Origin of the sequence: Luteipulveratus flavus (assembly GCF_029439465.1) — a bacterium.
Taxonomy (GTDB): Bacteria; Actinomycetota; Actinomycetes; order Actinomycetales; family Dermatophilaceae; genus Luteipulveratus; species Luteipulveratus flavus.
In genome coordinates, this window is the sequence record NZ_JAROAV010000006.1 from 12441 (window position 1) to 38951 (window position 26511).

Genomic DNA, 26511 nt, shown 5'->3' on the forward strand with positions numbered 1-26511 from the left:
GTCGGTGTCCATGTCTCGGACGGTCCATCGTGGCACGTCCGGTGAGCGAGCCGGAGCGGCCGTCCTAGGGTGGCCGCCATGGCAACGGCGCCCGACGACCTCACCGTGTCCGTCATCGACGGTCCCGGCCCCACGCTCGTGCTGCTGCACGGCTTCCTGGACGCCGGGTCGGTGTGGGCCGACGCCGTACGGCGGTGGTCGGCCTACCGCCTGCTCGTCCCGGACGCCCGGGGCCACGGCACCTCGGCACGGCTCACGCCCGAGCAGGCCAAGCCGACCGCGGCGCCGGTGATGATCGAGGACGTCGTCCGGCTGCTGGAAACCGATGTGGCACAGCACGGCTCGAAGGTGGCCCTCGTGGGCCACTCGATGGGGGCCGGCGTGGCAGCGGGAGTCGGAGCGGCGCGACCCCACCTGGTCGACGCACTCGTCCTGGAGGATCCGGCGTGGATGCCGCTGGAGCGCGCACGCGGCTGGCGCGACGTCCACCCGGCCCAGGAGTGGGCGCAGGAGTTCCGGGACGACTTCGACGCCACGCTCGCGGCGGCCCACGCCGAGCACCCGACGTGGCCCGCCGACCTACGACGCGACTGGGGTCGGGCCAAGACGCGGATCGACCCGCTGCTGAAGCACACCGGCCAGTGCGTGGCACGGACGCCGTGGACCGAGACGGCCGCGGCGCTCACCGTCCCGACGCTGCTGGTGACCGGCGACCAGCCGGACAGCACCGTCGACCGGGTGAGCGTGGAGATGCTGGAGGAGGTGGCCAACCCGCAGATCGTCGTGCACGAGGTCACCGACGCGGGCCACTACGTGCGGCTGGACAACCCGGTGGGCTACCACGAGGTCGTCGATCCGTTCCTCGCGGAGACTCTCGCCGGTTGACCGCAGGGATGACCTCCGGACGTCAGCCGCTGCTGCCGCCGAGCCGGTAACCGGCGAACAGCCGGCCACCGCACCGGTCGAGCACCTGACCGCTCACCTCGACGAGATCGTCGGTCCGGTCGGCGCGGCCCGGCAGGTCGCTCAACCGCGCCGCGAGTATGTCGCCTTGGGAGGCGCCGGTGCCCTCGGTCGCCGGCGACCCTGAGCCGTACGCCCGCAGCTCCCGCAGCAGGCCCTTGCCGCTCCCCTGCCAGTGTCGCTCCAGACCGAGCAGGAGCCGCGCGGACCGCTCCCAGACGAGCGCCCCGAGCACGGCACGCTCGGCCGGGTCGACCGCACCGACCAGGTCGTCCAGCAGGTCGGTGAGGGCGTACCGCTGACCGTCGATCTCTTTCTGCGACAGGGGTTCTGGGCCGGCGGCCACTTCGCCGGCACACTCCGCCCGCAGCGCCTCGGCGAGCTCGTCACCGAGCAGGACGACCGACTCGCACACCAGACGCGCCGTGCTGGGCTGGCGCCGCTGCTGGTCCTGCTCCCGGAAGTGGCGCAAGGACTCCTGCGTCTGGACGAACAGCTCGACCGGGACGTCACCGTCCAGCAGCGACTCACGGTACGGCGCGGGCGGCCCGTCGAGGACGACGGTGACGTCGAGGTCGGACGTGGCCGTCGCCGTACCGCGGACGACGCTGCCACCGAGGTACGCGGCGTGTGCAGCCGGAAACCGTTGCTGCACCAGCGATCTCGCCCGCTCGGCGGACTCCTCGAGCGTCAGCGGGAACGCGTCGGCCACTACCGGTCCAGCTCGGCGACGACCAGGTCGAGCTCGGTGATGTCGTACCAGGACAGCTCGAGGTCCTCCTCGCCCGTGACGTCCAGGCCCGCATCGCCGAGATGCAGGCTGACCAGCCGCTGCTGAGCGAGCGGCCCGTCGACGGCGACGGCGGTCTCGATGCCCTCCTCCTGCTCGTGCACGGCGGCGTCCTCGACGTCGGCGGCAGCCACCACGACGCGGGCCCCGCCCGTCCCTGCTGCGACCGCCGCGTCCTGCAGCGCGCCGAACTCCAGCACCTCGGGGTCCTCCGAGGGCTGGGCCTGCTCCAGGACCTCGGTCACGGCGAACCCGTCCCGGGTCTCCCCCGGCAGATGCCGCGCCTCCTGCAGCGCAGACAGGTCGGTCGCGGTCAGGGGGAAGTACACCCGACGTGTCGTCCTCATGCGAGCACCTCCTTGTCCTCGCGCAGCTCCTCCAGTGCGTCGAACAGGCACTGACCCAGCACGTCCACGTCCGGCATCGCGTCGCGGTCGGCGTTCAGCCCGAAGTACACCCCGCCGTCGTACGAGGTCAGCCCGATCGCCAGCGCCTGCCCCTTGGCCAGCGGGATGACCGGGTGGGCGGCCGTCATCAGGGCGTCCGCGGCGTACAGCGGCTGCTGCGGGCCCGGCACGTTGGTGATCACGACGTTGGAGAGCCGGCGCGACATCGCGCTGCCGACGCGCGCCCCGAGGGAGTGCAGGGTGGGCGGGGCGAAACCCGCGAGGTTGGCCATCGTCCGGGCGCCGACACCCTGGCCGCTCTCCATCTGCTGCTGCATCGAGTAGGCGACCTGGTGCAGCCGCATCGTCGGACGGGACTCACCGACGGGGAGGTCGACGAAGCAGGGCGCGACGCTGTCCGCGCGTTCCTCCCCGTCGATCTGCAGGCTGATCGGCACCATCGCGCGCACGCTCTCACCCGTGGTCACCGACTCGCCGCGGGTCAGCAACCACGAGCGCAGCGCGCCGGCGATCGTGGTGAGGATGACGTCGTGGACCGTCACGTCCATCGACCCCCGTGAACGGGCGACCCGGCGACGGATGCGTTGGAAGTCCTTCAGGTCGGTCGAGACCATCACGAACCGGCGGTGCGCCCCGACCTCACGGTTGAGCGGGCTCGGCGGGGCGGGCAGGGCGGCCGATCGGGCGACCGCACCCGCGAGGTCCCCGACCGCCGAGGCGGCCCGGCCCACGACCCGGCGGGTGTCCAGCACACCCGCCCGCAGGTTGTCCGCGATGGTGGCGGGGTGGCGCACCACGTCGATGGCGGCCTGCGCGACGAGCTCGACGCTGCTCGGCTCGCGCGCGGCGCGCCAGGTGTACGGGACGGGGACGCCGGTGTCGATGTCGGTGTCGACGATCACCTGACCGATGTCGATCGCGTGGACGCCGTCGACCATCGCCTGATGGGTCTTGGTGACGATGGCGAAGCGACCGTCCTGCAGACCCTCGACGAGGTAGAGCTCCCACAGCGGCCGGCTGCGGTCCAGCCGGCGCGCCTCGATGCGGGCGACGAACTCCTCCAGCTGGGCCGGCGTCCCCGGACGGGGCAGCGCCGAGCGGCGCACGTGGTAGGTCACGTCGAAGTCCGCGTCGTCCACCCAGACCGGGCTGAGCAGCCCGCCGGGGATCTCCCGCACGCGCTGACGGTAGCGGGGGACGTACGCGATCCGGTTGGTCACCAGGCTGACGAGCCGGTCGTAGTCGAAGCCGTCGTCGGCCGGACTGAAGATCAGGACGCTGCCGACGTGCATCGGCGTGGTGCGGTCCTCCAGGTACAGGAAGGAGGCGTCCAGCGAGCTCATCCGTTCAACCACGGCCGCCATCCTGCCATCGTCAGGCTCTCGAGGTGCGCCGTCCTCGTCGGGAGCCGAGACCGCCACGGCGTCGCAGCGCCACCTCGACGCCGGTGAGCTCGCCCGCGAGCGCCGCCAGCGCGCGGCGGGCCGGGGATCCGGCGGCCGTCTCGGCCAAGGTCCGACCGGCGAGCATCGCCGCGTCGAGAGCGGCCCGGTCGTCGGGCACGAGCACCGGGGTGCTCACGCCGGCGAACCGGTCCAGGGCCTCCAGGATCCGGCGTTCCGGCGCACCGCCCACGGCCGCCGCACGCACCTTGGTCACCACGACACGCGGGGCGCTGGTGAACGCTCGCAGGTCGTCCAGCCCGCGGACGAGCCGTTGCAGGCCGACGGGATCGGCGGCACCCACGGCGAGCACGTCGTCGGCCTCCCTGAGCGCAGCCGTCGTCGTCGCGTTACGGCGGGGCGCGCGGGTGTCGTAGCTGAGCTCCTCGTCCTCCTCCAGGCAGAACCCGACGTCGACGACGGTCACCTGGGCCAGCGTGCGGCACTGCTGCAGGACCTCGACGAACGCGTCTTCCCGCAGCTCGGTCCACCGGTCCGCGCGCGGCAGGCCGGTGAGCACCCGCAGCCCCGGCGAGACCTCCGGCGCGGTCGCCGCCAGGCGAGGCCTGTCCAGCGACCCGGCGTCGGCGAGCCGGGCGGCCGCGGCCACCCCGGGGGCCTCGTCCAGCAGCGCGAGGTGCTGAGCGACCGAGGCCCCGTAGGTGTCGGCGTCGACGAGCACGACACGACGGCCGAGCCGGGCGATCTCGGCGGCGAGGTTGACCGCGACGGTGGTGCGTCCGGGCGCACCGGTCGGACCCCAGACGGCGATGACCCGGTGAGGGACCGAGGACTCTTCGTCCGGCTCCGGCGCTGCGGGCAGCACGACCTTCACCGATCCCGCTGCGGCCGAGCCGGATCCGGCCGGACTCGCCCCGGCCCGGCGCAGGACCGGAGCCTGTCCGAGGAGCTCCCGGCTGATGGCGGCGTCGATGTCCGCGTCGGCGTCCCCCACCGCGGGCGCGGACGACGGGGCGGGCGGGGCCGCGTCGGCGTCGGGCGGCGTCAGGGTCTGGTCCCAGTCCGCAGCCGGCGCGTCGAGGGGCAGCAGGCGCTCGACCCCGATCTGGCGTAGCCGGCGCTGGTCCTCCTCCGCCCCGTCGACGAAGGTGCCGGCCACCAGCACACCGGCGGCGCGCAGGTCCGCCACCACGGTGCGGTCGAGGCCGGGCAGGTCGGCACTGACCACCGCGGTGCGGGCCACGTTGGCGGCTCCGGCGGCGAGCAGGTCCTCCACGTCCGCGCACCGACGGACCAGGCGCAGGCCACGAGCGGCCTCCAGCCGCGTGGCCACCTGCGCCTCGAGCCGCGGCGACACCGCGGTCAGCACGGTCGTCGCGCTCACGAGGCGCTCCGCAGCGGCGACTCAGCCGTGGGGATCAGTGTCACCTTGGACTCCGAGGTGACCGCCCCGATGAGCTCGGCGACCTTCTCGCTCGGCACCAGCACGTGCACGGCCGCGTCCTGGCCCGAGCCGATCCCGAACCGGCCACCGTCCTGGGGGACCCGCGAGACCACGGCCCGCTCGACCGTGCGCAACGGCTTGTCGTACGAGGCGGTGCCGGCGGCCTCCTTCTTCGCACTCACCCAGACGTCCACCACGGAGCCGGGCACCAGGGTCGCGGCGAGAGAGGGGTCGACGCGCACGGAGACGGCCTTCACCGCGACCTGTGCCGGCGACCCGACTGCTGTCCGCGGCAGCAGCTCACCCTTGCCGACCGCGCGGATCACCTTGCCGCGCGGGAGCTCCCGGGTCGCCGGGAGGTAGGTGCCGCCGGCGTGGTCCATCCGGACGCGGACCGTGCGCACGTCGCTGGCGGTGATGGCCTGCCCCGGGACGAGCGCGCGGGAGGCCTGCAGCACCTCGACCGAGTGGTCGAACCGCTGGATCACCGTCGCGCCGGCCACCGTGGCCAGCACGATCAGCAGCACACCGATGACCAGCCGGCTGTCTCGCCAGGACGGCTTCTGCAGCCGCTGAGCGGTCGGCCTCGGCAGCGCGGCCTCGACCGAGCGCTCGCGTGTCTCCCCCACGTCAATCCTCCTCGTCGTCACCCGCCACGACCGCGGCGGCACCACATGGTTGCGCGCGGCCGCGGCGCGCGGTCCGACGGCGAGGGTAAAGAAAACGTCACGAACCCCAGCGCGGGTCGCCCTCCGCTGCCGTCCCCGCCCTGCCGTGCGGCGGCCCGGGACGAGGCCGTGCCGGTGCTACCGTCGGCCGTTGTCCACAGGGCCTCCGGCAGATGTGCCGCAGATGCGCCAGGCTGGGTGGACCCGATGACCCGTAGGAGCAGCCGTGCCGCGTTTCGTGCAGATCGCCGACGTCGCAGAGACCTTGAACATCTCCTCGCGGCAGGCCTACAACCTGGTCAAGAGCGGCGAGCTGCCCGCGATCAAGGTGGGCGGCAGCTGGCGGGTCGAGACCACCGAGCTGGAGAGCTACATCCAGCGGGCGTACGCCCAGACCCGGCAGCAGGTCGAGAGCAACACCTTCGCCGACGAGGACGTCGACGCCTGAGCCGTCGGGCCCTCAGGCGCGCCGCACGACCGCGAGGCCGGCGAACGGGACGACGCGCTCGCCGGTGACCGACTCCGGACGCCGCGGGAGGTCCGGCGGGTGTTCCGCCAGGTCGAAGTGGTCGGCACCGACCCGGTCGATCGTCCCGGACGCGACGCCGCCGACGACGTCGTGGACGACCACGGGCGCCCGGTCCCGGCTGACAGCCCGCAGCGCCACGGTCAGCCCGAACCGGCGTCCCAGACCATGGTCGTCGTCGGCGTGGACCGCCAGGCCGACGACTCCGACGACCGCCGCCACCGGTACGAGCGCGCTGCGGCGACCCGACTCCTCCAGCAGGAGCCAGTCCTGACCGAGGTCGTCGAGCCTGCCCGTGATCCGTCCGGCCGCCGTCGCCACGGTGAGCGTCGCGCCGATCGACGCGGCCGCTCGGTCGGTCCAGGAGACGGTCGCTCGCTCCCGCCGGGTGCGGTCGGCGACCTCCGCATCGCGTTCGCGCAGCTGCGCCTGGCGCAACTGACCCTCGAGATCGGCGAACAAGTCCTGCCAGCGCACTCGCGCATCGTAGGCGGTCCCGCCCGCGACTCCCTCCGGCACGAGAAGTCACCATGTGCACTAATCGACACAGATCGTCATTGATATGCAATGCTCGACACAGTCAGCCAAGGAAACGCACCTGGGGAGATGCACATGGCAGCGACACCGGACCGGCTCCGAGAGCCGAGCACGGCCCACCGATGGCGGGCCGGCACCGCGGGTCTGCTCGCCGGCGCGGTGACGCTGGGCGTCGCAGGTCTGTCCGTGCGGGCTCTGCTCGACCTCGTCAGTGCACTCGGGGCCCGCCCGTCGGTGCAGGTCGGCGACGGCGTCACGGTCCTGGCCCTGGCGGTGCTGGCCCTCGCGCTGCTGTGGTGCACCGTGCTGCTCCTCACCTGCGCCGTGACCCTGCTGCGGCCGCGCCGCCGCACCACGTACGTCGAGGTCGAGCTGCCGTGGCACCTGGCCCCGCAGGTCGCCCTTCGGGTGACGGCCGTGCTGCTGGCCGTCACGGCCCTCGGCTCGGGTCCGGCCCGTGCGACCGAGGTGCCGTCGCCGGTCGTGGCGACCGCGCAGGCTGCCGCGCCGGTCCCCGCGTTCGGGACGCCGGCGCTCACCGAGTCGGCGCCGGTGCCGTCGTTCGGCGCGACCACCGCACCGGCTGCCGACGCGTGCGCACCCGACGCGGCGCCGGTCCCCGGCTGGACCCCGCACCGGCCGGCCGCCGTCCGCGCCCGTGGCGCCGAGCACGTACGGCTGCTGTCCGGCTGCGGAGCCGAGGACGACCATGCCGCGCAGATCGTCGTCCGGCGGGGCGATGACCTGTGGTCGATCGTCGAGCGCCATCTCGGCGACCAGGCCACCCCGGCCCGGGTGGCCGCCGAGTGGCCCCGCTGGTACGAGACCAACAAGGACGAGATCGGCGACGACCCCAACGTGCTCGCCGTCGGCCAGACCCTCCGCATCCCCGAAGGAGCCCTGCGATGACGACCACCACGCTGCGCGCCTGCCCGCGCCCGGTGACCCTGCGTCCGACCGCCGCGCCCGAGCCGCCCGCCCTGGACGAGGGGTCGGTCCGGGAGCTGTACGCCGTCGCGCGCCACGGCCTGCGCCGTCCGCGGGCCGTCCCCTCCTACGTGCAGGGCAGCCTCGCGATCGACTTCCGGGCCCGCGACGAGGACCCCGACTTCGGCCCGCAGGCCACCCTCCGGACGGACCTGCCGGAGCCGGCCGTCTGGGTGCACCGGCTGCTGCATGCCACGCTGGAGTCGGTGACAGGCGTCCGCCAGCCCCACCAGCTCAGCCGGTGGATGATCCCGGCCGTCCACGCCACCGTCGTCCGTCGCCATCGGGTCGCCCAGCGCCGCGGCGCCGCGGTCCAGCACACCCAGGTCCGACGGGTCCGGGTCGACGAGCCGGTCGACGGCGTCGTGGAGGCCGCGGCGGTCGTCGTCCTGGACGGACGCGTCCGCGCGGTCGCGATGCGCCTCAACGGTGTCGACGGGCGCTGGCTGCTGACGGAGATGACGATCGGCTAGGAGCGCCGACGACGAAGGCCGGGACCCAGCGGGTCCCGGCCTTCATGGTGCGTCCTGGAGTCAGCGGCTCTTGGCCTTGGCCTTCGCCCGCGACTTCGACGACGACTTCTTGTCGGCCTTGGCGCGAGCACGACGCTCCCGGCGCGGCAGCGCGGCGTCCTCGTCCAGCACCCGCCCCTGCTCGTCCACCTCGAGCTCGCGGGCGCGACCGTCCTCGCCGGGCGCGCTCAGGTGCATCTTGGGCTTGCTCGCCGGCAGCGAGGCCTCGACCTCGGCCGGGTCGACGTCGACGTGGAAGAAGTACTGGACCGACTCCTCCTTGATCGCGTCGTTCATCGCGTCGAACATCTGGTAGCCCTCGCGCTGGTACTCCACCAGGGGGTCGCGCTGGGCCATCTGACGCAGGTGGATGCCCTCCTTGAGGTAGTCCATCTCGTAGAGGTGCTCACGCCACTTGCGGTCCAGCACCGACAGGACGACCCGTCGCTCGACCTCGCGGGAGACCCGGTCGCCGAAGTGGTCCTCGCGGGCGTCGTAGGCGTGCTGGGCGTCCGAGCGCAGCTCCTCCTGGAGGAACTCCACGGTCATGCCGGCCCGGCCGCCCACCTCCTGCTCGACCTCGTCGGCGGAGACCGTCACTGGGTACAGGTCCTGCAGCGCGTCCCACAGCTGGTCGAGGTCCCAGTCGTCGGCGAAGCTGTCGTCGGTCGCGCCGTGGACGTACGCGTCGATGGTGTCGTTGACGAAGTAGCGCATCTGGTCCTCGAGGTCCTCGCCCTCCAGGACGCGGCGACGCTCGGTGTAGATGACCTCGCGCTGCCGGTTGAGCACGTCGTCGTACTTCAGGACGTTCTTGCGGATCTCGAAGTTCTGCGCCTCGACCTGGCTCTGCGCGCTCTGGATCGAGCGGCTCACCATCTTGGACTCGATCGGGACCTCGTCCTCGATCTTCGCGGTCTGCATGAACCGGTCGACCATCGCCGCGTTGAACAGGCGCATCAGGTCGTCCTGCAGCGAGAGGTAGAAGCGGCTCTCACCCGGGTCGCCCTGACGACCGGCACGACCGCGCAGCTGGTTGTCGATGCGCCGCGACTCGTGGCGCTCGGTGCCGAGGACGTACAGCCCGCCGATCTCCTGGATCTCGTCGTGGGCCTTGGCCACGGACTTCTCCGCGCGACCCAGCGCCTCGTCCCACTGCGCCTCGTACTCGTCCGGGGTCTCCTCGGGGTCCAGGCCCTTGTGCTTCAGCGCCGCGACGGCCATGAACTCGGGGTTGCCGCCGAGCATGATGTCGGTGCCTCGACCGGCCATGTTGGTGGAGACCGTCACGGCGCCCTTGCGACCCGCCTGGGCGACGATCGTGGCCTCACGCTCGTGGTGCTTGGCGTTGAGGACCTCGTGCGGGATCCCCTTGCGCTTGAGCATCTCCGAGAGCCGCTCGGACTTCTCGACGCTGGTGGTACCGACGAGGACCGGTTGGCCCTCCTTGTGCCGCTTGACGATGTCGTCCACGACCGCGCGGAACTTGGCCTCCTCGGTCCGGTACACCAGGTCGGCCTGGTCCATGCGGACCATCGGCTTGTTGGTCGGGATCGAGACGACGCCCAGCTTGTAGATCTGGTAGAGCTCGGCGGCCTCGGTCTGGGCCGTACCGGTCATGCCCGAGAGCGTGTCGTACATGCGGAAGTAGTTCTGCAGGGTGACCGTCGCGAGCGTCTGGTTCTCGTTCTGGATCTCGACGCCTTCCTTGGCCTCGATCGCCTGGTGCATGCCCTCGTTGTAGCGGCGGCCGGCGAGCATACGACCGGTGTGCTCGTCGACGATGAGGATCTCGCCGTTCATCGCGACGTAGTCCTTGTCGCGCTTGAAGAGCTCGCGCGCCTTGATGGCGTTGTTCAGGTACCCGATCAGCGGCGTGTTGTGCGCCTCGTACAGGTTGTCGATGCCGAGCAGGTCCTCGACCTTCTCGATGCCGGACTCCAGCAGACCGACGGTCTTCTTCTTCTCGTCGACCTCGTAGTCGCCGCTGCCGGGGACGACCTTGTTGTCGCGGTCCTTCTTGGCCCGGGTGAGGTGCTGGACGATCTTGGCGAACTCGACGTACCACTTGGTGGCCTCGTCCGAGGGACCGCTGATGATCAGCGGCGTGCGCGCCTCGTCGATGAGGATCGAGTCGACCTCGTCGACGATGGCGAAGTTGTGGCCGCGCTGGACCAGCTCCTCGCGCGACCACGCCATGTTGTCGCGCAGGTAGTCGAAGCCGAACTCGTTGTTCGTGCCGTAGGTGATGTCCTTGGCGTACTCGACGCGGCGCTGCTCGGGCGTCATCGACGCCAGGATCACGCCCGTCTCCAGGCCGAGGGCGCGGTGGACGCGGCCCATCAGCTCGGACTGGTACTCGGCCAGGTAGTCGTTGGTCGTGACCACGTGCACGCCCTTGCCGGACAGCGCGTTGAGGTACGACGGGAGGGTCGCGACGAGCGTCTTTCCCTCACCGGTCTTCATCTCGGCGACGTTGCCCATGTGCAGCGCGGCGCCACCCATCAGCTGGACGTCGAAGTGACGCTTGCCGATGGTCCGCACGCTCGCCTCGCGGACGGCGGCGAACGCCTCGGGGAGGAGGTCGTCGAGGGACTCACCCTCCTTGATCCGCTTCTTGAAGTTCTCCGTCTCCGCCTTCAGCTCGGCGTCGGTGAGCTTCTTGAAGTCCTCCTCGAGGATGTTGACCTGTGCGGCGATGCCTTCCAGCTTCTTGAGCAGACGGCCTTCGCCGGCACGCAGCACCTTCTCGACGATCTTGGGCACGCAGGACTCCTGGTCAGCGGTCTCGTGGCAGCGCGACGACGGGCGACACGACGGCCATTACTCGGGCTGCCGCGTGCACCGCGAAGGTGCGCTGCGCGCGGACAGACCCATCTAGGTTAATCGGTCCGGAGCCCTGGTGGGTTCCCGGTCACACAACCGGGGCCTGACGGGGGGTCCGCGGGGAACCTCCTTGAGCGTCCCGAGCACCGTTTGCTTGGGTGGTCCGCATGTCCTCGGCCTGGCCTGCGCTCGTCCCGATCCTGTCCGACGAGCACGTCCGGCTGCGCCCGCACGGGCCGGCCGACGTACCGCGCATCGTGGAGCAGGCCAACGATCCCCGCTCCCGGCGCTGGACCACCGTCCCGATGCCGTACGACGCCTCGCACGGACGTGCGTTCCTGGAGATCGTGCGTGCGGGCTGGGACTCCGGCGAGCGCCGGTTCTGGGCGATCGAGGTCGACGGGGCGTTCGCGGGCACGGTGAACTACACCCGTCGGGTTCCGGGCACCGCGGAGATCGGCTTCGGCCTGCACCCGGACGCGCGCGGCCGGTCGGTCGCGACCCGCGCCGTACGGCTGGTGCTGGAGCACGCGTTCGCCCACGACGGCGTACGGACGATGACCTGGCGCGCGGCCGCGGGCAACCTGGCCTCCTGGCAGGCGGCGTGGGCCAACGGCTTCGTCCAGCACGGCACCTGGCCCGCCATGCACGCGAACGGCGCCGGGCAGGTCGAGGACCTGTGGATCGCGTCCGTGCGCGCCGGCGACCCGCGCCGGCCGCGCCGCCCGTGGTGGGAGGCCGCCGACCTGGAGGGCGAGCGGGTGCGCCTGCGTCCGTGGCGGCCCGAGGACGCGCCCACGACCTGGCCGGACGAGCAGGCCGAGCTGTACAACGAGGGCATGGCGCCGACCCCGGAGAACTTCGCGGACTGGCGCTCCTCCCGGCTGCACCGGATGTCGGTGGGCCAGGGCGTGTTCTGGTGCATCGCCGACGCCGGCACCGACCAGGCGCTGGGTGGCATCCAGGTCCAGCGCCTCGACGTCGACTTCACCCGGGGTACGGGCCTCATCGGCTACTGGCTGCACCCGCACGCCCGCGGCCGGGGCGCGCTGCAGGACGCCCTGGAGCTCCTGGTCCCCCACGCGTTCGCCGCGCGTACCGACGACGCGGGCCGCAGCGGCCTCGGGCTGCACCGTCTGCAGGCGGGTACGGACGAGGACAACCGGGCCTCCCAGCGGGTGCTGCGCCGGGCCGGCTTCCGCGAGTGCGCGACCGAGCGGGCCGTCATCGCCCACGAGGACCGGCCCCCGACCGGGGCCCTGACGTTCGAGCTGCTCGACACCGACGACCGCGTCGCGCAGACCGTCGAGCCCGCGATCGTCCCCGTGCTGGAGACGGGCTCGTTGCGGCTGCGTCCGTGGACGCCGCACGACCGTCCGTCCGGCGAGCGCGACCTCGACCGGGACAGCCTGCGGTTCATGCCCGCGGGCGCGCAGCCGACGGCGGGCACGTACGACGCGTGGTTCGCGCGCGGCGAGCGGCAGCGCGACCGGGGCACGGTCGTGAAGTGGTGCATCGCCGACCGCGCGACGGACGCCCCGCTCGGCGCGGTCATGGTGTTCGGCATCGGGGCGGGAGCGCCCGGGGACGCCGAGCTCGGCTACTGGCTGTACGCCGACGCGCGGGGCCGTGGCCACCTGCGGGAGGCCATCCCGGCCGTGCTCGACCATGCGTTCGCGCCCCTGGCGAAGGACGGTCTCGGGCTGCGCCGGCTGCGCGCCGTGACCGACCTGGAGAACGTCGCGTCGCAACGGTTGCTGGAGCGCCACGGGTTCCACCGCTGGGGAGAGAGCCACGGGTCGTTCGCACGCGCCGACGCCTCCGTCGCGGACGCCGCCCACTTCGAGCTGCTCGCCGACGGCCGGGCCTCGCTCGCCCCCGCCGGCGGCGTGCTCGTGGTGCCGGTGCTCGACGGCGAGCGCGCGCGGCTGCGTCCGTGGCGCGACGAGGACGTCCCCCGCATCGTCCAGTGGTGCGCGGACGCCACGACGCGGCACTGGCTGGCGGGGCTGCCCGACCCGTACACCGACGACGCCGCGCGCGCCTACGTCCGGCTGATGCGGCGTGCAGCGGCGTCCGGCACCACGCTGGGCTGGTGCATCGCGGACCCGCGGACCGACCTCGCCGTCGGCTCGGTCAGCGTCATGGACCTGCGCGGCGAGGACCGGACGGCCGGTGAGGTGGGGTACTGGATCCACCCGGACGCCCGCGGCACCGGCGTGGCGACCGAGGCGGTCGGACTCGCGCTCTCCCACGCCTTCACCTCGACCGAGGACTGCGGCCTGGGACGGCGCCGGCTGCGGCTCAACGTCGCCGCCGGCAACGACGCCTCCGCCGCGATCGCCCGTCGGCACGGGTTCACCCACGTCGGGACCGACCGGCTGGCCGAGCCGCTCGGCGACGGGTCGTACGCCGACCTGTTGCGCTTCGACCTGCTGCAAGCCGAGTGGAGCGATCGGTCCTGACGACCGACCTGACCTCTCGTGGACTCTGCTCCACGAGGTGCGACGGTGATCGTCAGCCGAGGACGTCGGTCAGGCCCAGCCAGTCGGCCATCAGCCGCAGCTGCCGATCCAGCGCCGGGTAGGCCTCGGTCGGCGCGTCCGCCTCCCAGTGCCGCTGCTGGACGCGGAGTGCGCCGGCGCCCCGGTCGGCCTTCAGGTCCACCCGGGCCACCAGCCGGTCGCCGAACAGGAACGGCAGCACGTAGTAGCCGTGCACGCGCTGGGCGGCCGGGACGTACACCTCCAACCGGTAGTGGAAGTCGAACAGCGCCAGCGTCCGGTCCCGCTGCCAGATGAGGGAGTCGAACGGGCTGAGCAGGGCCTCGGCGTGCAGCCGGCGCGGGCGCGACGCGCCCTGGTGCAGGTACGCCGGCCGGTTCCACCCGGCGATCCGGACCGGCTCCAGCTCACCGGTCGCCACCAGGTGGTCGATCGCTGGACGGGCGTGGTCCGGACGCAGCCGGAAGTAGTCCCGCAGGCACTGCTCGGTCCCCACGCCGTGCGCCCGGGCCGCGATGCGGACGAGCTCCACCGCCGCGGCCGCCGGGTCGGGACGGACCGCCGGGTCCAGCGCGGACGGCCGGACGGCGGGCGGGAGCACCCGGGCGGGCACGTCGTACCGGCGCTCGAACTGGCTGGTACGCCCGGCGCTGGACAGCGCGCCCGCCCAGAACAGGTGCTCGAGGGCGTTCTTGACCAGCGACCAGTTCCACCCCCAGTGCTCGCTGCTGCGCGGCACGTCGTGCTCGAGGCGCTGCTCGCACTGCCGGGACGTCAGCGGGCCGTGGGCGGTGACCTCCGCCAGGACGGCCGCGACGAGCTCGGGGTGGTCGCGGGCGACCCGTTGCATGCCACCCCAGGACTCCTCCTGGGCGCGGCGCATCCGGAAGTCCAGCAGCGGCCAGGTCGAGGGCGGGACGAGGCTCGCCTCGTGTGCCCAGTACTCGACCAGCCGGCGCGGCGCACGGTCGCGCGCCCGGTCCAGCAGCGCCGGGTCGTACGGCCCGAGCCGCGCGAAGAACGGCAGGTAGTGGCTGCGGGTGAGCACGTTGACGGAGTCGATCTGCACGACGCCGACCCGGTCGATCACTCGCTGGACATGACGCGACGTCGCCGCCCACGGCGCCGGCTTGATGTCGCGAAAACCCTGTGCTGCCAGCGCAACTCGCCGGGCTGCGGCCTTCGAGAGCACCGGGGAGGTCGAGCTCATCCGGCGTCGGTGCGGCTGTCAGGATCCTCGACGAGGTTGTTGCGGACGGCGTAGATCGCCGCCTCCATGCGTGAGCTCAGCTGGAGCTTGTCCAGGATGCTGCGCATGTGGTTCTTGACGGTGTTCTCGGAGATGTAGAGCTCGTCGGCGACCGTACGGTTGCTCCAGCCGCGCGCGACCAGCCCGAGGACCTCGCGCTCGCGGCTGGTCAGGGTCGGCAGGTCGTCGGCGGAGGAACCACCGCCCGCCGGCGCCCCGTCGCGGACGAGCTGGGTGAACTCACCCAGCAGCACCGAGGCCAGGGACGGTGAGAGCAGCGCCTGCCCGGAGCGCACCTTGCGGATGCCGTCGGCGAGCTCGTCCGGCCCGACGTCCTTGAGGAGGTAGCCGGTCGCACCGGCCTTGATGGCAGCGACCAGGTCGCTCTCGACGTCGGAGGCGGTGAGCATCAGGATCTGCGACCCCGGTGACGCCGCCCGGATGCGACCGCACACCTCGATGCCGCTCTCGCCGGGGAGGTAGATGTCCAGCAGCACCACGTCAGGACGCAGCTCGCCGGCGAGCGGGACGGCCTCCTCGGCGGTCTCTGCCTCGCCGACGACCGTGATGTCGGACTCCAGGTCGAGGACGACCGCGATGCCACGGCGGTAGATGCCGTAGTCGTCGACGACCATGACGCGGATCGGACGCGTCTGCTCACTCACCGGCCGTACTCCTTCCGCCGGGAGCGGGCAGAGGCCCACTCCCGGCGCAAGAGTACGGGCTCAGGCTGACTCGGCCTTGGCGGCAGCCCGTCCCGGGACGGCGGCGGGGCCGCTGCGGGCGACGGTCGCCGGGGTCGCTCCGTGGGGCGTGGAGGCCGCCAGGTCGCTCTCCACGTCGAGGTGGATCACGCCGTACGACCAGCCACGGCGGCGGTAGACGACGCTGGGGTTGCCGGTGTCGGCGTCCTGGTAGAGGTAGAAGTCGTGGCCGACCAGCTCCATCTGGCTCAGCGCCTCGTCCACGGACATGGGATGCGTACTGTGGACCTTCTCGCGCAGCTGCACCGGGCAGTCCTCGTCACCGCCGACCTTGGCGATGTGCTCCGGCAGCGAGGTGGCCTCCTCCGCGTCGCTGGAGCCGTTGAGCTCGTGGGTCGGAAGGTCCGCGGTCGCCTCCGCGACCGAGATGGGTTGACGGTGGCCGCGGTGCACGCGGCGCTTGTCGTGCTGGCGGCGCAGTCGCTCCAGGAGCCGCGTCATCGCCAGATCGAGAGCGCCGTACTCGTCGTCGGCGCACGCCTCGGCGCGGATGACGGTCCGGCGGGCGTAGCAGGTGATCTCCACACGTTCGCTGGCCTTGGCCTGCCGTGGGTTCGGCTCGTGCGCCAGGACGACCTCACACCGACTGACCCGAGGCTCCAGCTGCGGAATCTTGGTCAGCTTCTCCTCGATGTGACGGCGGAACCGGTCGGGGACGGTGATGTGCCGACCCGTGACGGTGATCTCCATGGGCAACCTCCTGAGCGTCGAACGTTGGATGGTGTCGGGCCGATCAGGCCCCGCCGGGAATCCGCATCACCTCCCCCGCCCGCGTTGCGCGGACGCTCGGCCTGCACCTGGTGCGGAGCCGCTGTCGGCTCGACGCACCAGTCCGCCGCTGTCGCAGCAGGTGCTCCATGAAGTCACGGTAGACGACCCTGAGCGGCCCGTCCACGAGTTCGCCGAGGTGCCCGAGGGGTGGCCGCGAGCACCGCGGCGACCACGTGCGGAGCCCCCGCGACACGCAGTGCACGGGCGCACTCGCTGAGCGTCGCGCCCGTGGTCAGGACGTCGTCGCTGAGCAGGCACGGCCGCCCGCGGACGTCGGCTCCGGGCCGGACCCGGATCGCCCCCTGCAGGTTGTCCCAGCGCGCAGCAGCGCCCAGCCCCGCCTGGTCGGCGACACCTCGAACCTGCTGCAGAACCGGGGCGACTCGCGCCTCCTGACGGTCCGCGAGTGCCCGCTCGGTCACCTCGCGCCACGGATCCCTCCCCCGCTCCCGACGGCTGCGCCGCGACGACGGCACCGGGACGACGACGAGCCGCCCGCGCGCGACCAGCTCGGCCCGCAGCCCCTCGTCCGCCTCGAGTGCGCCGGCGACGGCCTGGCGCCACCAGGCTCCGAGGGCGTCGCACAGGTCGTGCCGGCCACCGTCCTTGTGAGCGACGATCGCCTGCCGGACCGGCCCGTCGTACGTCGTCGCCGCCCAGGTGGGTGGGAATCCCGGGGGGCAAGGGTCGGGCGCGGCGGCGAGGGCCGGACGGCGCTGCAGCCGTGCGGTCGCGGTCAGGCAGAGCGCGCACCACGGGCCCGGGGCGCGGTCGCAGCCGGCGCAGCGGACCGGCAGCACCAGGTCCAGCAAGGCCCGTCCGACGCTCATACCTCTCAGTGAAGACCGGCCGGCGACCAGCGCGCGGGCGCCGTCCACCGGCTGTGGACGGGAGGCGCCCGGGGAGGAGGGTGTGGACTACGGCGCCGGGACGATCAGGTCGTCGGCGTCGTAGATGACCTGCCAGCTGGTGCCCTGCCGTCCGACCACGGTGCCCTGGTCGGTGACGACGCTGACCCCGAACTGGTCGCCGGTCCCTCCGACGATCTGCTGCGCGCCCCGGACGGCGCCCAACGGCTGCGCCAGGTCGTTCAGCGGGACCAGCACCGCCTGCGTCACACCTGGGTTGCCGCTCACCTGCCCTAGCACCGCGATCGTGGACCCGTCCACCCAGCTGATGTCGGTGGCGGAGACGACGGAGGCGTTCAGCGGACGCGGCCCGACCAGCCGGGTCGCCTCGTCCTCCTGGTTGCGCACGACGCCGTACAGCTGCACCGAGGTGGTGCTCGTACGGCGGTCCCGCAGCACCACCGCCAACCGCTGACCGTCGGGAGCCACCGAGATCGCCAGGACGTCCCGCCTCGCGAGACCGGGCACCACCACCGGCTGGGGCTGCGCGCTGGCGGCCTGCTGCCGGGTGTTGATGACCCACACCGTCGGTGCGCCTCCCGCGGCCGGGCCGCGGGCGCCGGACTGGTCCGTCCCGAGGGCCTGCCCGGCGACCCACAGCCCGTTGATGCCGTCGTACGACGGTCTGACCAGGTGGCTCCCGAACGGCGGGCGCTGCAGCAGCGTCCCCGTGATCCACCGACCGACCGTGCGGTCGTCGCCCGAGACGGCCGCGATCTCCTGGGTCTTGAAGTCGGCCGCCAGCCGGTGCCAGCCCGTCGGCACGGTCGGCAGCGGACCCAGGTCGTCGGCCGTGTCGCGCTGCCGGGGCCGCCCGGTGTCCGAGCGGCGCTGGTCGTCCCAGTGCAGGCCGTCGGCGTCCTTCACGATCACCGAGCCCGAGCTCGGCTTGATCGCGCGGTAGTTGAGGTCCTCGGCGTTGACGACGTCGTCGGAGACGCCCGGCGCGGCGAGCGGCGTCCCGTTGACCGTCAGGCGGACCCGGACGCCGGCCGCCTTCAGCGTCTCGATCATCGCCGCCCACAGCATCGCCCGCTGGTCCGGCGTCGCCTTCAGCGCCTCGGCCGAGATGGCGACCGAGGCGATCTCGTCCGCCGACACCGGGACCGACCCGATGAGGTGCGGGCTGGGGACGATCTTCTGGACCGCTCCGTCGAGCCACGGCGCCGGGGGCGACAGGACCGCCTCCGCCATGGCGGTCACGCTGCCCCGCTTGGGCAGCCAGCGCTCGTCCGGCACGAGGACGCGCTGGTTGTTCTCGGCGCCGTAGTAGATCTCGCTCGGCTGGTACAGGTGGCCGAAGTTGGCCCGGCTCAGCCACAGGCCGAGCTCCTGCGGCACGCCGCTCACGCGCCAGTCACCCGCCACCTGGGCCATCCGCAGCCGGACCGAGGTCGCCTGCGGGGTCCGCAGCTGGGACAGCCGGCCGTCCGGGGACACCCGGGCCAGCACCGTCGCCCCGATGACGACGTCCGTGCCCTCCTGCCGTACGGACAACGGCCCGTCGCGCAGGACCGCCACGCCCTGGTCGGGGTTCCAGGTCTGCACGGCCCGGGCGGTGAGGAACTCCTGGGCCGTGGCGAAGCGGTCCTCCAGGCCGATGTGGGCGTACAGGAAGCCGGCGGCGACCTGTGCTGGCGTGGCTCCGGGGGTCGGCCCCTCGGGTCGGACGTCGCTCTGCGGCTCGGTGCGCGGCTCGCCGATCGCCATCCGCTGGCTGACCTCGGAATGGTCCGGCAGGCCCGCGCAGCCGGTGAGCGTCAGGACCGCGAGCAGCAGGACGAGGAGACGCTTCATCGGTCTCTCGTCCTCCCCGGGGCGAGCGCTGCCGTCGGGTCGACGCCCCGCTCGATCGCCCGGTCCTCGTCGACCAGCGGCGTGGGCGACCGCTTGATGGGGTCGCCCGCCTCGAGCGGGAGGGTGAGGCGGAAGCAGGAGCCCTCGCCGGCGTCGCCCCACGCCTGCAACCAGCCGTGGTGCAGCCGTGCGTCCTCCAGCGAGATCGACAGACCCAGTCCCGTGCCACCCGTCGTCCGCGCCCGTGCGGGGTCGGCACGCCAGAACCGGTTGAACACCATCGAGGTCTCCCCCGGGCGCAGGCCCACGCCGTAGTCGCGGACCGAGACCGCGACCGCCGAGCTGTTCGCGCCGACGACGATGTCGACCGGCCTGCGCTCGGCGTGCTCCAGCGCGTTCGTGACGAGGTTGCGGACGATGCGCTCGACGCGGCGCTGGTCCATCTCCGCCCGGGCGGGCGTCGTCGCGCGGAGCCGGACCTCGACCTCGTTGCGGTGAGCCAGCGGTGCGGTCGACTCCACCACGCGTCGCACCACGTCGCCGAGGTCGACCTCCTCGACCTCGAGCGAGGCAGCACCCGCGTCGAACCGGCTGATCTCGAGCAGGTCCGTGAGGAGCGACTCGAACCGGTCCAGCTCACGCAGCAGCAGCTCGGCCGAGCGGGCGACCGGCGGTGCGAAGCTCCCGCGACCCTGGTGCAGCATGTCCGCGGCCATCCGGATGGTGGTCAGCGGTGTCCGCAGCTCGTGCGACACGTCCGAGGTGAACCGCTGCTGCACCTCCGAGAGGTCCTCCAGCTGGCGGATCTGCCGCTGCAGGTTGTCGGCCATGGCGTTGAACGAGGTCGCGAGGCGGGCGAGGTCGTCCTCGCCGCGGGCCTGCATGCGCTCGTTCAGCGCGCCCGCGCTCAGCCGTTCGGCGACGTACCGCGCCGAGCGCACCGGGGTCACGACCATCCGCGTCACCATGTAGGCGAGCCCGCCGAGCAGGATCACCAGGACGAGGCCGCCGAGCAGGAAGGAGTTGCGGACGATGTCGAGCGTCTTCACCTCCTGGTTCATCGGATAGATGAAGGAGATGTCGTAGTCGCCCGCCGTGAGCATCTGCACCCGGGCACCGATGACCACGGCCGGCACGGTCGGCGCGCTAGGCGTGGTCTCGTCGGTGGCGGACGGCGTCCGCACCCTGGTCAGCGCGGCCTGCTGGTGCTCGGGGTCGCGCTCCAGCGCCTCGCCGAGCGAGTTCGGTACCCAGAGCGGGTCGGTGCCGTCCGAGCTGGACGTGCCGACGCCGACGCCCGTGTGGTACGCCGACGGCCTCAGCAGCACGAGGCGGGACCCGTCCGGTGCGCGCAGCGAGGTGGTGATGTCGCTGGCGATCTGCTGCAGCGTCGCGGTGTCGGTGTTGGTGGCGCTGTCGATGGTGTTCTGGGCGTCCGCGAGGCGGGCCAGCGCGTCCTGCTCGGCCGAGCGCATCTTCGCGTCGACCAGGCCGTCGGCGATGCGCTGGTACATGAAGGTGCCGAGGGCGAACGAGACCAGCGAGCCCAGCAGGACCGTGATCGTCATGACGCGGACCAGCAGCGATCGCCGCCACGGGCGCAGCACCCGGCGCAGCAGCCGCCCGAGGCGCCAGCGCACCCTCAGCAGCAGCAGCCGGAGCCGCTCCTCGGTGGTCGGCTCGACCCCCGGGGACGGCGTGCGGAGCAGGTGCCCCGAGCCTGCCGAGCTCGCCATCGGCTAGCTCGATCCCGCCTTGTACCCCACACCGCGCACGGTCAGGACGATCTCGGGGCGCTCGGGGTCCTTCTCGATCTTGGAGCGCAGCCGCTGGACGTGGACGTTGACCAGCCGGGTGTCACCCGCGTGGCGGTACCCCCAGACCTGCTCGAGCAGCACCTCGCGGGTGAAGACCTGCCACGGCTTGCGCGCGAGCGCCACCAGCAGGTCGAACTCCAGCGGCGTCAGCGAGATCGGCTCCCCCGCCCGCTTCACGGTGTGGCCGGCGACGTCGATCACCAGGTCGCCGACCTCCAGGCGCTCCGGCTCCGGCTCGTCGCCCCGCCGCAGCCGCGCGCGGACCCGGGCCACGAGCTCCTGCGGCTTGAACGGCTTGCTGACGTAGTCGTCCGCACCCGACTCCAGACCCACGACGACGTCGACCGTGTCGGTGCGCGCGGTCAGCATGATGATCGGGACCCCGGACTCGGCGCGGATGCGCCGGCAGACCTCGATGCCGTCCATGCCCGGCAGCATCACATCGAGCAGGATCACGTCCGGCTTGCTGTCGCGGAACGCCTGCACGGCCGTTCCGCCGTCCGCGCAGTGCGTGACCTCCAGGCCCTCGCTGTGCAGGATGATGCCGAGCATCTCAGCGAGTGCTGGATCGTCGTCGACGACGAGTACGCGGCCCTTCACCAGGGGTGTCCTTTCGTCCGGCTCCCGGGCTCACGGTCGGCGTGCCGCGGGTCGCGCGCCATTTTCACACAGTGCCCTGCGAGGACCGCCCGGACACACGCACGACGCCGCCCGCTGCGGTCAGCGGACGGCGTCGAGCGCGTGAGCCGGGACGGGTGTCGACGCCCCTCGCGCAGGTGGCTCAGTACCGGTAGTGGTCCGGCTTGTACGGGCCGGCCACGTCCACGCCGAGGTACTCGGCCTGCGGCTTGGACAGCTCGGTCAGCCGCGCACCCAGGGCGTCCAGGTGGAGGCGGGCGACCTTCTCGTCCAGGTGCTTCGGCAGGACGTACACGTCGTTCTTGTACTCGCCCGGCTTGGTGAAGATCTCGATCTGGGCGATCGTCTGGTTGGCGAACGAGTTCGACATGACGAAGCTCGGGTGGCCGGTGGCGTTGCCGAGGTTCATCAGACGACCCTCGGACAGCACGATGATCGAGCTGCCGCTCTCGAACGTCCACTCGTGGACCTGCGGCTTGATCTCGACCTTCTGGACGCCCGGGATCTTGGCCAGGCCGGCCATGTCGATCTCGTTGTCGAAGTGGCCGATGTTGGACACGATCGCCTTGTTCTTCATCTTCGCCATGTGCTCGGCGGTGATGACGTCGTAGCAGCCGGTCGTCGTCACGTAGATGTCGGCGATGTCCAGGACGTCCTCCAGGCGCGCGACCTGGAAGCCCTCCATCGTCGCCTGCAGCGCGCAGATCGGGTCGATCTCGGTCACGATGACGCGCGCACCCTGGCCCGCGAGGGACTGGGCGCAGCCCTTACCGACGTCGCCGTAGCCGCAGACCACGGCGACCTTGCCGCCGATGAGCACGTCGGTGGCGCGGTTCAGGCCGTCGATCAGGCTGTGGCGGCAGCCGTACTTGTTGTCGAACTTGGACTTGGTGACCGAGTCGTTGACGTTGATCGCGGGGAACAGCAGCTCACCGGACTTGGCCAGCTCGTACAGGCGGTGGACGCCCGTGGTCGTCTCCTCGGTGACGCCCTGGATGCCCTCGGAGATCGTCGTCCACTTCTTCGGGTCCTCGACGAGCGTGCGGCGCACGAGCGCCTTGAAGACCGCGAACTCCTCGGAGTCCTCCCCGGTGGTGGCCGGGACCTGACCGGCCTGCTCCCACTCACGACCCTTGTGGACGAGCATGGTGGCGTCGCCGCCGTCGTCCAGGATCATGTTCGGGCCCTCGCCGCCGGGCCAGGTCAGGATCTCGTTGGTGCAGTCCCAGTACTCCTCGAGGGTCTCGCCCTTCCAGGCGAACACGGGGACGCCCTTCGGGTCCTCCGGGGTGCCGTCGGGGCCGACGACCGCGGCGGCGGCGGCCTCGTCCTGGGTGGAGTAGATGTTGCAGGAGGCCCAGCGGACCTCGGCGCCGAGCGCGGTCAGCGTCTCGATGAGGACGGCGGTCTGCACGGTCATGTGCAGGGAGCCGGCGATCCGCGCGCCCTTCAGCGGCTGCGCCGCGCCGTACTCCTCCCGCAGCGACATCAGGCCGGGCATCTCGTGCTCGGCGAGTCGCAGCTGGTGCCGGCCGGCCTCGGCCAGGCTCAGGTCGCGAACCTTGTGATCGAACGACATGGTGAATGCACTCCTCGTCGGATGTGGGTTTGTCGACCCGGCGCGCCCTTCTGGGAACTCGCGGGTCATCACCCACGCCGGCGCCGAACAGTCTAGGTGCTCTGTCGCCGGCCCGTGATCCGTGCTCGGATGGGACCTTGCACCGATCCGCACCACCGAACCGGAGGAATCCATGAGTGAGCAGCAGGGCCGGCCCCAGGACGGCGACGAGATCTCCGACGAGCTCAAGATCGACGTCGACCAGGAGAAACTCCACGAGTGGGACAAGATCCGCGACGACTACTCCACCGACGCCGAGCAGCCGGCCCGACGTCCGGCGTTCACCGACTCCGACGAGCGGGCGGCGAAGGACCTGGACGCCCAGGACTCGCCGGAGGACGAGGACCTGTCGGAGGAGAAGCGGTTCGACGAGCCGGAGTCAGCCGGCGGGTGAGGCGCCCACGTCGTGCAGGTGATGACGCAGGTCGTGCAGCCCGTACTGCGCGAGGGTGAGCACCGTGAACTCCGAGCCGTTGGACCGTAGCCCCGTACGCGCCCACTCCGGCTCGGTCACGGTGTCGTAGCCCCGCGCGTACGACTCCGCCGCCGCGCTCAGCTCGGCCGCCACCGTCGAGGGGTCCTGCTCGCCGTAGCGCCCCTCGACGGCGGTGACGTCCTGGTCCCAGTTGTCGAAGGTGGGCGCGTCCTGCTCCAGCATGAGCCGGGTGCGCTCCTCGAAGAGCCGGCAGACGTCGCGGACGTGGCAGGCGTACTCGAGCGCCGACCAGACGGCGGGCTCCGGACGGGTCCGCGCGTCGGAGCGCTGGAGCACCTGCCACCACGGCTCGGTGAAGGCGGTGACGAGTCGCCCGACGTCGTCGGGGCGAACGGCGCCTGCGTCGAACCCGCAGTCGGGACAAGGGAGTTCGAGCACCCAGGTCCAGTCCTTGGTGTCGGGCTCGATCGGCTCGACCGCGGTGGGCGGGCTCGTGGCCGCCCGGCGGTGGTAGGTCGGCTCGTCGCCCCGGCGGACGTCGCCGCGGTAGCGCCCGTCGCGCAGCTCGGCGACGTAGAGCTCGTGCTCCGGGGCGCCCAGCGCCTCCGACGCGGCGAGCTCGGCCTCCACGTCGTAGGGCACCCGGACGAACTGGATCGAGAACGGCGCCGGGTCAGGGCCCTCGAGCGTGCCCTCCAGGATCACGTACAGCGGGGTCGTCTCGTCGAGGCTGTTGCCGACGCTGCCGGTGTTGAACAGCGTCAGGCCCAGGTCGGTCTCGCAGAACGAGTCGTGGGTGTCGCCGTAGCCCACGACGGTCGGCGTCGGCCCGTCGCCGGTGGCGGGCGTGTTCGCGAACATGGAGAGGAACTCCTCCCCGTCGTGGTCGAACCGGACCCGGTGGTGCACCGAGTCCGCGGACGCGTGGAAGAGCCGGATCCGCCGGCCGCTCATGACGAGGTCGTGACTGAACGGCAGGCCCTTCAGCCAGTCCCGCTGCTCCGGGCGCAGCTCGTCGTGCCACCAGGTCAGCGACGGGTTGCCCTCGGGCCACATCGAGGGGTCGGGGATGAAGTCGTCCCAGTTGCCCTGGACGTTGACCTCGCAGCGCTCCTGGCACAGGTCGACGACAGCGCTGCCTCGCGGACCCTTCCCGACGTAGTCACCCAGGTTGTAGATGCGGGTGATCCCGCGGGCGTCGATGTCGGCGAGCACCGCCTCGAGCGCCGTCAGGTTGCCGTGGACGTCGGAGATCAGGGCGATCCGGTCGAGGTGGGTCACCCGCGCATCGTCGCAGGCGGGTACGACGACGCCCGCCGCGGTGTCACCGCAGCCAGACGCGCAACGGGCCGAGGTCGCGAGCGCCCGCGTCGAGCGCGGGGTCCAGGTCGTCGCCGGACTCGTACCCCACCACGGGCAGGCCCGGCGCGGCGACCTGCACCGCACCGACGGCGGCTCGCCAGTCGGCCGCGCTCACCAGCCCGAACGCGTTGCTGAGACCGGCCACCCCGTCGGCCCGGTGGCCGATCAGGCCGGCGACGAGGCGGTCACCGGCGTACCGGGCGAGGACGGACACCGAGGGATCGTCGAGCAGCGCGGGCACCAGGACTCCGTCCGGACCGCCCCAGGCGGCGTGCCAGGTCGCGAACGTCTCGGCGGAGCGGACGGCGACCCACCCGTCCGGCTCGGGCACGCCGGGCCAGGTCAGCCAGCGGCCCTCGAGCAGCACCCGGAAGCCGTGCGCACCGAGATCCAGGTCGGCGTGGCTGTCCTTGACCGAGCAGCCCGCGGAGGTGTCGACCCGCCCCAGCACGGCCTCGGGGGACCGGCCCGGCTCCAGGGTGATCGCGTCGGGATACAGCAGCGGCGTACGACGTGCGCTCGCCCACACCCCGTCGGCGTCGGAGCCGGCGATGTCGTGGGTCCGGCAGACGGCGGCGCACCAGGCGGCGTTCTCACCGACGGCGGCGTCGAGCAGGTCCTCCATCAGTGCGCGGCCGACTCCGAGCTCTGGTGCCGACGGTGCACCACCTGGTGCACGACGGCGACGATCACCGCGCCGACGACCAGGCCGACGGCCGCCGAGCAGAGGGTGTTGGTGAGCCAGCCGAGCACACCGCCGAAGGCACCGGTCGCCTCGTGGACGGCGTGCTCGAGGTGGTGGACCTGCGCGTACGGCCAGTGCCAGCCGACGTCGTCCAGACCCATCAGCAGGATGTGGCCGCCCACCCACAGCATCGCGGCGATGCCGACCGTGGAGAGCACGCTCAGCACCTTCGGCATGCCGTTGACCAGCAGGTTGCCGATGCGCTGCGCGCCGCTGCCGGCCTTGTCGCGCAGGTGCAGACCGACGTCGTCCATCTTCACGATGAGCGCGACCACGCCGTAGACCAGCGCGGTGATGATGAGGGCGACGACGACCAGGATGACCAGCCGCGACAGGAACGGCTCGTCCTCGACCTCCTTGAGCGAGATGACCATGATCTCGGCCGACAGGATGAAGTCGGTGCGGATCGCTCCGCTGGTGATCTGGTCCTCGCTCTTGCCCTCGTTGGACTCCTCGACGTGGCCGCCGCGCAGCGCCTCCCAGAGCTTCTCGGCGCCCTCGAACGACAGGTAGCAGCCGCCGATCATCAGGATCGGCATGACGATCCACGGCAGGAACTGCGAGAGCAGCATGATCGCCGGCAGGATGATGAGCAGCTTGTTGCGGATGGAGCCGGTGGCGATCTTGCGGATGATCGGCAGCTCCCGCTTGGGGTCGATGCCCTCGACGTAGCGCGGCGTGACAGCGGTGTCGTCGACGACGACACCGGTCGCCTTCACGCTGGCGCGCGTCGCCGCCGCGCCCACGTCGTCGACGGAGGCCGCAGCCGCTCGAGCGAGCGCTGCGACGTCGTCCAGGAGTGCTGCGAGTCCGCCGGCCATGGCGGACATCGTAGGGG

Annotated in this window: 24 protein-coding genes; 6 read left to right on the plus strand and 18 right to left on the minus strand. The window is 72.2% G+C overall.

Going from position 1 to position 26511, the window contains the following annotated elements:
* Window positions 1–78: 78 nt before the first annotated feature.
* Entirely contained in the window at window positions 79–885 is an 807-nt protein-coding gene (locus tag P4R38_RS01370; protein ID WP_277190685.1) for an alpha/beta fold hydrolase, read from the plus strand.
* A gap of 22 nt (window positions 886–907) precedes the next feature.
* On the opposite strand, the gene P4R38_RS01375 is transcribed toward P4R38_RS01370, so the two are convergent.
* Genes P4R38_RS01375 through P4R38_RS01395 form a run of 5 tightly spaced genes read right to left on the minus strand, consistent with a single transcriptional unit; the run spans window position 908 to window position 5636 of the window.
* Window positions 908–1675 carry a nucleotidyltransferase domain-containing protein gene (locus tag P4R38_RS01375; protein WP_277190686.1) on the minus strand — a complete coding sequence of 256 codons (768 nt, stop codon included), beginning with the start codon at window positions 1673–1675 and terminating at the stop codon, window positions 908–910.
* On the minus strand, window positions 1675–2100 hold the full coding sequence (locus P4R38_RS01380) for a DUF6912 family protein (protein ID WP_277190688.1): 426 nt from the start codon (window positions 2098–2100) through the stop codon (window positions 1675–1677). The genes P4R38_RS01375 and P4R38_RS01380 overlap by 1 nt, the downstream gene beginning before the upstream one ends.
* On the minus strand, window positions 2097–3524 hold the full coding sequence (locus P4R38_RS01385; RefSeq protein WP_275240655.1) for a WS/DGAT/MGAT family O-acyltransferase: 1428 nt from the start codon (window positions 3522–3524) through the stop codon (window positions 2097–2099). Before P4R38_RS01385 ends, P4R38_RS01380 begins: the two co-directional genes overlap by 4 nt.
* A 10-nt stretch (window positions 3525–3534) precedes the next feature.
* On the minus strand, window positions 3535–4947 hold the full coding sequence (locus P4R38_RS01390; protein ID WP_277190690.1) for an AAA family ATPase: 1413 nt from the start codon (window positions 4945–4947) through the stop codon (window positions 3535–3537).
* Window positions 4944–5636, minus strand: a complete 693-nt coding sequence (locus P4R38_RS01395; RefSeq protein ID WP_277190691.1) for an SAF domain-containing protein — start codon at window positions 5634–5636, stop codon at window positions 4944–4946. Before P4R38_RS01395 ends, P4R38_RS01390 begins: the two co-directional genes overlap by 4 nt.
* Window positions 5637–5901: 265 nt before the next feature.
* Between P4R38_RS01395 and P4R38_RS01400 the strand changes: the two genes are divergently transcribed.
* Window positions 5902–6123, plus strand: a complete 222-nt coding sequence (locus P4R38_RS01400) for a helix-turn-helix domain-containing protein (RefSeq protein ID WP_277190692.1) — start codon at window positions 5902–5904, stop codon at window positions 6121–6123.
* 12 nt (window positions 6124–6135) lie between these two features.
* Here P4R38_RS01400 and P4R38_RS01405 read toward each other — a convergent pair whose 3' ends face one another.
* Window positions 6136–6678, minus strand: coding sequence for a hypothetical protein (locus tag P4R38_RS01405; RefSeq protein ID WP_275240651.1), 543 nt, complete (start codon window positions 6676–6678; stop codon window positions 6136–6138).
* A gap of 135 nt (window positions 6679–6813) precedes the next feature.
* Between P4R38_RS01405 and P4R38_RS01410 the strand changes: the two genes are divergently transcribed.
* Window positions 6814–7647, plus strand: coding sequence for a LysM peptidoglycan-binding domain-containing protein (locus P4R38_RS01410; RefSeq protein ID WP_277190694.1), 834 nt, complete (start codon window positions 6814–6816; stop codon window positions 7645–7647).
* On the plus strand, window positions 7644–8198 hold the full coding sequence (locus P4R38_RS01415; RefSeq protein WP_277190695.1) for an Rv3235 family protein: 555 nt from the start codon (window positions 7644–7646) through the stop codon (window positions 8196–8198). Before P4R38_RS01410 ends, P4R38_RS01415 begins: the two co-directional genes overlap by 4 nt.
* Before the next feature lie 60 nt (window positions 8199–8258).
* On the opposite strand, the gene secA is transcribed toward P4R38_RS01415, so the two are convergent.
* Window positions 8259–11003: a preprotein translocase subunit SecA gene (gene secA / locus P4R38_RS01420; RefSeq protein WP_277190696.1), complete on the minus strand. Its 2745-nt coding sequence runs from the start codon at window positions 11001–11003 to the stop codon at window positions 8259–8261.
* A gap of 227 nt (window positions 11004–11230) precedes the next feature.
* On the opposite strand from secA, the gene P4R38_RS01425 reads away from it, so the two are divergent.
* Window positions 11231–13528, plus strand: coding sequence for a GNAT family N-acetyltransferase (locus tag P4R38_RS01425; RefSeq protein ID WP_277190697.1), 2298 nt, complete (start codon window positions 11231–11233; stop codon window positions 13526–13528).
* 52 nt (window positions 13529–13580) lie between these two features.
* Here the strand turns inward: P4R38_RS01425 and P4R38_RS01430 are convergent, their stop codons facing one another.
* The 8 genes from P4R38_RS01430 to ahcY all read right to left on the minus strand — a co-directional run bounded on the left by P4R38_RS01430 (window position 13581) and on the right by ahcY (window position 23091).
* Entirely contained in the window at window positions 13581–14777 is a 1197-nt protein-coding gene (locus P4R38_RS01430; RefSeq protein WP_277190699.1) for a winged helix-turn-helix domain-containing protein, read from the minus strand.
* Window positions 14774–15481, minus strand: coding sequence for a response regulator (locus P4R38_RS01435; protein WP_275240645.1), 708 nt, complete (start codon window positions 15479–15481; stop codon window positions 14774–14776). The genes P4R38_RS01430 and P4R38_RS01435 overlap by 4 nt, the downstream gene beginning before the upstream one ends.
* Before the next feature lie 60 nt (window positions 15482–15541).
* Window positions 15542–16270 carry a ribosome hibernation-promoting factor, HPF/YfiA family gene (hpf, locus tag P4R38_RS01440; RefSeq protein ID WP_277190701.1) on the minus strand — a complete coding sequence of 243 codons (729 nt, stop codon included), beginning with the start codon at window positions 16268–16270 and terminating at the stop codon, window positions 15542–15544.
* A gap of 173 nt (window positions 16271–16443) precedes the next feature.
* On the minus strand, window positions 16444–17181 hold the full coding sequence (locus tag P4R38_RS01445) for a ComF family protein (RefSeq protein WP_277190702.1): 738 nt from the start codon (window positions 17179–17181) through the stop codon (window positions 16444–16446).
* A gap of 87 nt (window positions 17182–17268) precedes the next feature.
* Window positions 17269–19056 (minus strand): GerMN domain-containing protein, encoded by a 1788-nt coding sequence (locus P4R38_RS01450; RefSeq protein WP_277190704.1) that lies wholly within the window; start codon window positions 19054–19056, stop codon window positions 17269–17271.
* Window positions 19053–20792 carry an MtrAB system histidine kinase MtrB gene (gene mtrB, locus P4R38_RS01455; RefSeq protein WP_277190706.1) on the minus strand — a complete coding sequence of 580 codons (1740 nt, stop codon included), beginning with the start codon at window positions 20790–20792 and terminating at the stop codon, window positions 19053–19055. The genes P4R38_RS01450 and mtrB overlap by 4 nt, the downstream gene beginning before the upstream one ends.
* A gap of 3 nt (window positions 20793–20795) precedes the next feature.
* Entirely contained in the window at window positions 20796–21473 is a 678-nt protein-coding gene (gene mtrA / locus P4R38_RS01460; protein ID WP_275240640.1) for an MtrAB system response regulator MtrA, read from the minus strand.
* 181 nt (window positions 21474–21654) lie between these two features.
* A complete protein-coding gene (ahcY, locus tag P4R38_RS01465) occupies window positions 21655–23091 on the minus strand; it encodes an adenosylhomocysteinase (RefSeq protein ID WP_277190708.1) in 1437 nt (478 codons plus the stop codon).
* A gap of 172 nt (window positions 23092–23263) precedes the next feature.
* Between ahcY and P4R38_RS01470 the strand changes: the two genes are divergently transcribed.
* The gene (locus tag P4R38_RS01470) at window positions 23264–23524 is read left to right on the plus strand and encodes a hypothetical protein (RefSeq protein WP_277190710.1); all 261 of its coding nucleotides are present in this window, start codon (window positions 23264–23266) and stop codon (window positions 23522–23524) included.
* On the opposite strand, the gene P4R38_RS20010 is transcribed toward P4R38_RS01470, so the two are convergent.
* The 3 genes from P4R38_RS20010 to P4R38_RS01490 are packed head-to-tail and all read right to left on the minus strand — an operon-like array spanning window position 23510 to window position 26494.
* On the minus strand, window positions 23510–24847 hold the full coding sequence (locus tag P4R38_RS20010; protein WP_346770728.1) for a metallophosphoesterase family protein: 1338 nt from the start codon (window positions 24845–24847) through the stop codon (window positions 23510–23512). The genes P4R38_RS01470 and P4R38_RS20010 overlap by 15 nt on opposite strands.
* Window positions 24848–24890: 43 nt before the next feature.
* On the minus strand, window positions 24891–25553 hold the full coding sequence (locus P4R38_RS01485; protein WP_277190711.1) for a hypothetical protein: 663 nt from the start codon (window positions 25551–25553) through the stop codon (window positions 24891–24893).
* Complete coding sequence (locus tag P4R38_RS01490) at window positions 25553–26494, minus strand: DUF808 domain-containing protein (RefSeq protein WP_277190713.1); 942 nt, start codon at window positions 26492–26494, stop codon at window positions 25553–25555. The genes P4R38_RS01485 and P4R38_RS01490 overlap by 1 nt, the downstream gene beginning before the upstream one ends.
* Window positions 26495–26511 lie beyond the last annotated feature (17 nt).

Excerpts from the sequence above, each read along its gene's own strand:
- P4R38_RS01485 (WP_277190711.1), bottom strand. The coding sequence starts at position 25,553 with ATGGAGGACCTGCTCGACGCCGCCGTCGGTGAGAACGCCGCCTGGTGC.
- P4R38_RS01370 (WP_277190685.1), top strand. The coding sequence starts at position 79 with ATGGCAACGGCGCCCGACGACCTCACCGTGTCCGTCATCGACGGTCCC.
- P4R38_RS01450 (WP_277190704.1), bottom strand. The coding sequence starts at position 19,056 with ATGAAGCGTCTCCTCGTCCTGCTGCTCGCGGTCCTGACGCTCACCGGC.
- mtrB (WP_277190706.1), bottom strand. The coding sequence starts at position 20,792 with ATGGCGAGCTCGGCAGGCTCGGGGCACCTGCTCCGCACGCCGTCCCCG.
- P4R38_RS01470 (WP_277190710.1), top strand. The coding sequence starts at position 23,264 with ATGAGTGAGCAGCAGGGCCGGCCCCAGGACGGCGACGAGATCTCCGAC.
- P4R38_RS01430 (WP_277190699.1), bottom strand. The coding sequence starts at position 14,777 with ATGAGCTCGACCTCCCCGGTGCTCTCGAAGGCCGCAGCCCGGCGAGTT.
- P4R38_RS01490 (WP_277190713.1), bottom strand. The coding sequence starts at position 26,494 with ATGGCCGGCGGACTCGCAGCACTCCTGGACGACGTCGCAGCGCTCGCT.
- P4R38_RS01410 (WP_277190694.1), top strand. The coding sequence starts at position 6,814 with ATGGCAGCGACACCGGACCGGCTCCGAGAGCCGAGCACGGCCCACCGA.
- ahcY (WP_277190708.1), bottom strand. The coding sequence starts at position 23,091 with ATGTCGTTCGATCACAAGGTTCGCGACCTGAGCCTGGCCGAGGCCGGC.
- hpf (WP_277190701.1), bottom strand. The coding sequence starts at position 16,270 with ATGGAGATCACCGTCACGGGTCGGCACATCACCGTCCCCGACCGGTTC.
- P4R38_RS01415 (WP_277190695.1), top strand. The coding sequence starts at position 7,644 with ATGACGACCACCACGCTGCGCGCCTGCCCGCGCCCGGTGACCCTGCGT.
- P4R38_RS01380 (WP_277190688.1), bottom strand. The coding sequence starts at position 2,100 with ATGAGGACGACACGTCGGGTGTACTTCCCCCTGACCGCGACCGACCTG.
- P4R38_RS01385 (WP_275240655.1), bottom strand. The coding sequence starts at position 3,524 with ATGGCGGCCGTGGTTGAACGGATGAGCTCGCTGGACGCCTCCTTCCTG.
- P4R38_RS01425 (WP_277190697.1), top strand. The coding sequence starts at position 11,231 with ATGTCCTCGGCCTGGCCTGCGCTCGTCCCGATCCTGTCCGACGAGCAC.
- P4R38_RS01445 (WP_277190702.1), bottom strand. The coding sequence starts at position 17,181 with ATGAGCGTCGGACGGGCCTTGCTGGACCTGGTGCTGCCGGTCCGCTGC.